Here is a 4,033-nt window from a genome sequence, read left to right on the forward strand (position 1 = left end):
TTCGGAGCCCTCCGAGGAGGATACGGCTCAATCATGCCTGGCAGCCCTCTCCATAAGCCCTCTTAAATCATTTTCTTAGGTCTTCTGCTAATACGCATTATTCCTAATTATCAGGTCTAATGACATCATTTTGCCATCACTTTCATGGTTAAAAAGCATTATATAGTGTAAATTTTTACTGGGCATTTATAGCTATTATTGCCATAAAAACTATTAAATTCCTGCGAATCTGCTATATTGATTGATGGGAGTATGAACACTCCCTAATCAATAGCCTTAATTTAGGAGGAATGAATAGTTTGCGAAGATTATCATTAGCACAACTTGTTACTGTCTTCATGTTTGCCATTCTTTTATTCACCACCCCTTTCCAAACGTTACATGCAGGGGCCTCAAAAAAGGATAAAGGCAAGGGTCAATCCGAGGTTACCCTTCGTATTATGGAAACAACCGATATCCATATGAATCTGCTAAGCTATGATTATTACAAAAACAGCGAATCCCCTAATGTTGGACTCGCCAAAACAGCTACACTCATCAAGCAAGCACGTAAAGAAGTGAAAAACAGCGTCCTTGTGGACAATGGCGACCTTATTCAAGGGAACCCATTTGCTACATACAAAGCGAAAATCGATCCTCTTGGCAAAAAAGAAGTTCATCCAGCCATCAAAGCGATGAATCTGCTAGATTACGATATTGCCACACTTGGGAATCATGAATTCAATTATGGACTGGAATTCCTTGATGAAGTATACAATGATGCCAAATTCGATTTCATCAATGCCAATGTCTATATCGATGATAAAGACGGCAACCCAACTAACGATAAAAACAAGTACACACCTTATAAAATTGTCTCTAAAAAGGTAAAGGACCAATCCGGCAAGACTCAAACCGTGAAAATCGGCTATATTGGCTTTGTTCCTCCTCAAATCAATGAATGGGATAAGGCCCATCTTGACGGCAAGGTCATCACGAAGGACATTGTCCAAACAGCTGAGAAATTCATCCCGGCAATGAAGAAAAAAGGAGCTGATGTCATTGTCGCAATGGCACACTCCGGCTTCAGCAGCAACGAAAAGAATACCGAGGATACGATTTATGCTTTAAGCAAGGTAAAAGGAATCGATGCCCTAACCTTCTCTCATACGCATAAAGTCTTCCCGGCAGCTGATGTCAGTAAGCTCGATGCCCTTTTCAAGGATGAGAACGGCAATGTCCTCCCTGGCGTGGACAATGAAAAAGGAACCATTAACGGTGTTCCTGCCGTACAAGCCGGTTTTGGCGGCGGCTCACTTGGGATTATCGACTTAACATTAGAAAAGAAAAAAGGAAAATGGATTGTCGCTGATTCACAATCCTCGACAAGAGCTGTTACAAAGGATGTCGCAGCTGACCAGAAAATCGTTAAAGCTGTCAAGAAAGATCATGAGGCAACCATTGAGTATGTCAACACACCAATCGGCACGACAACAGATGATATTTACAGCTACTTCGCCCTTGTGAAGGACGACCCATCCATTCAAGTTGTCACCAATGCTCAAACATGGTATGCCGAGAATTACATTAAGCTCAATAAACCAGAGCTCGCTGATATTCCCATTCTCTCTGCAGGCGCACCTTTTAAAGCGGGACGCAACGGCCCAGAGGAATTCACAGAAATCAAAAAAGGCGACCTGACTATTCGCAGCGCCGCTGACCTTTATCTATATGACAACACGTTAAAGGCCATAAAATTGACTGGTGCAGACGTCAAAGAATGGCTTGAGATGTCTGCTGGTAAATTCAATACGATTGATCCAGCCAACACTGCATCACAGGAGCTTCTCAATCCGTCATTTGCGGTATATAACTACGATGTGATTGATGGCGTGACCTACCAAATTGATGTAACGAAGAAACCGAAATACACACCAACCGGCGCTGTCGCTAATCCAGATTCAAGCCGAATCATGAACCTGGAATATAACGGGGAGCCTGTACAGCCCGATCAGGAATTCATTGTTGTCACAAATAACTACCGTGCGAATGGCGGCGGGAATTTCCCTGGCGTGACAAATGGAGAACTTGTCATTGATTCAGCTGAGGAGAACCGTCAAGTCTTGATGGACTACATCTCAGAGGTAAAGGAAATCACTCCGACAGCGGATGATAACTGGTCTCTTGCACCAATCGCTGGTGAAGTGAACCTAACATTCACCACATCACCGAAGGCTCAGGAATATATCACAGAAGACAGCCCGTTCACGTATACAGGAAAAACCGATGAAAAGGGCTTTGGAATCTTCACTTATGACCTAAACCGCGGCATCAGCATTCAGCTATTAAGCATGAATGATCTGCATGGCCAGCTGGACACTGTGACAACTGTAGGCGGAAAAACAGCGGGACAAATTGAATACACAGCTGCTGCCCTAAAGGAGCGCGAGGCGGAGAATCCCAATACATTCATTGTTCACTCCGGTGATATGATTGGGGGCAGCCCGCTCATCTCTGCCAGCTTCCAGGATGAACCGACTGTTGAAGTCATGGAAGCAATCGGCTTTGATGCCGGGACACTTGGAAACCATGAATTTGATGAAGGTATCGATGAATTGAAAAGGATGATCTCCGGCGGGGATCACAAAAATGGCACAGAAGGATATGACGGCATGGACTTCCCTGTCGTTGCTGCCAATGCCTATGACACACGTGATGATAAGCTCATTACCGAGCCTTACACAATTCTTGAAGCAGAAGGCCAAAGGATCGGCGTAATCGGGGTCGTCACACAGGAAACACCTGAAATGATTGTTCGAAAAGGAAATGAAACATTAAAAATTACGGATGAAGTCGAAGCCATTAATACCTATACGGATGAATTAAAGAAGGAAGGCATTGAAGCCATCATTGTTCTTGCCCATAATCCTGCCATCCAGGAAGGCTATACAGACCGTTACGACGCTAGCAAAATCGCTGAACAAGTCGATGATGAAGTCGATATTATCTTTGCAGCTCATAACCACGTTGGCATGAACCGCGTGGTCGATAACAAATTGATTGTTCAAGCTTACTCCTATGGCTCTGCCATTGCAGATGTTGATATTGAAATCGACCCAGTCACCGGCGATATCTTCCACAAGGAAGCAGAAATCGTTACCGTGTTCCAAAGTGATTACACACCAGACCCCGAGGTCAGTGCGATCATGGACAAATACACTGCACTTGTTGAACCCATTAAGGCTCAGGTTGTCGGCCAATCTGCCGAAACCTTGGTCAAAGGGTACCCGACTATTGCACAAACCAATGGTGACCTTGCCCTTGGCAATTTGATTGCTGATGGAATGAGAGTCGCGATGGATGCAGATATTGCCATGATGAATGGCGGCGGCGTCCGCTCTCCTCTTGAGGCTGGAGAAGTCACCTTTGGCGATTTATTCGCCATTCAGCCGTTCGGCAACGTCTTAAACAAAGCAACACTCAGCGGAGCTGATATTGCCGTTGTACTCAATGAGCAAATCACAGCTAGAGGTCTTGATTATCATGTCTCAGGCCTGAAATACACATACACCTATGACGATGCGACCAAAACAGGCAAAGTCGTCGATATCTTCCTTCCAGATGGAAGCAAAATCGACCCTGAAAAGGAATACACAGTTGTGGTGAACAATTATATGTACTCGAACATCAGCACAAGCTTTGATGAGCTTGCAAGCTCCATGGAGGTTGGCCCAGTTGATATAGACGCAACTGTTGATTACGTAAAAACCTTGCCGAAGCCGTTTACCTATGCGGTTGAAGGACGAATCCAGCGGGTTCAATAATAAGGATGACCTGTTAGGATGCAATCGCATCCTGGCAGGTCTTTTTTATACGGATTATGCTTCCTCAACGAACTGGCTACCCGAGTAATCATGGTACCATCATGAAAGGTCCTTTTGAATGGATTCTGCCTAAAATCACCAAAATTTGGTTCAAAAACTGCCCAGCTTGTCCATTTTGACCTTATCAGTGCTGAGGGGTGCATGTGCCGATAGATTATCTCTTGCATTTG

1 protein-coding gene is annotated in these 4,033 nt (G+C 44.6%); it reads left to right on the forward strand.

The window, feature by feature from the left end:
• Positions 1-338: 338 nt before the first annotated feature.
• Complete coding sequence (locus ACI35L_RS00385; protein WP_439801986.1) at positions 339-3,803, forward strand: bifunctional 2',3'-cyclic-nucleotide 2'-phosphodiesterase/3'-nucleotidase; 3,465 nt, start codon at positions 339-341, stop codon at positions 3,801-3,803.
• Positions 3,804-4,033: the final 230 nt, after the last annotated feature.

The organism is Pradoshia sp., from assembly GCF_051873915.1.
GTDB lineage: Bacteria > Bacillota > Bacilli > Bacillales > Pradoshiaceae > Pradoshia.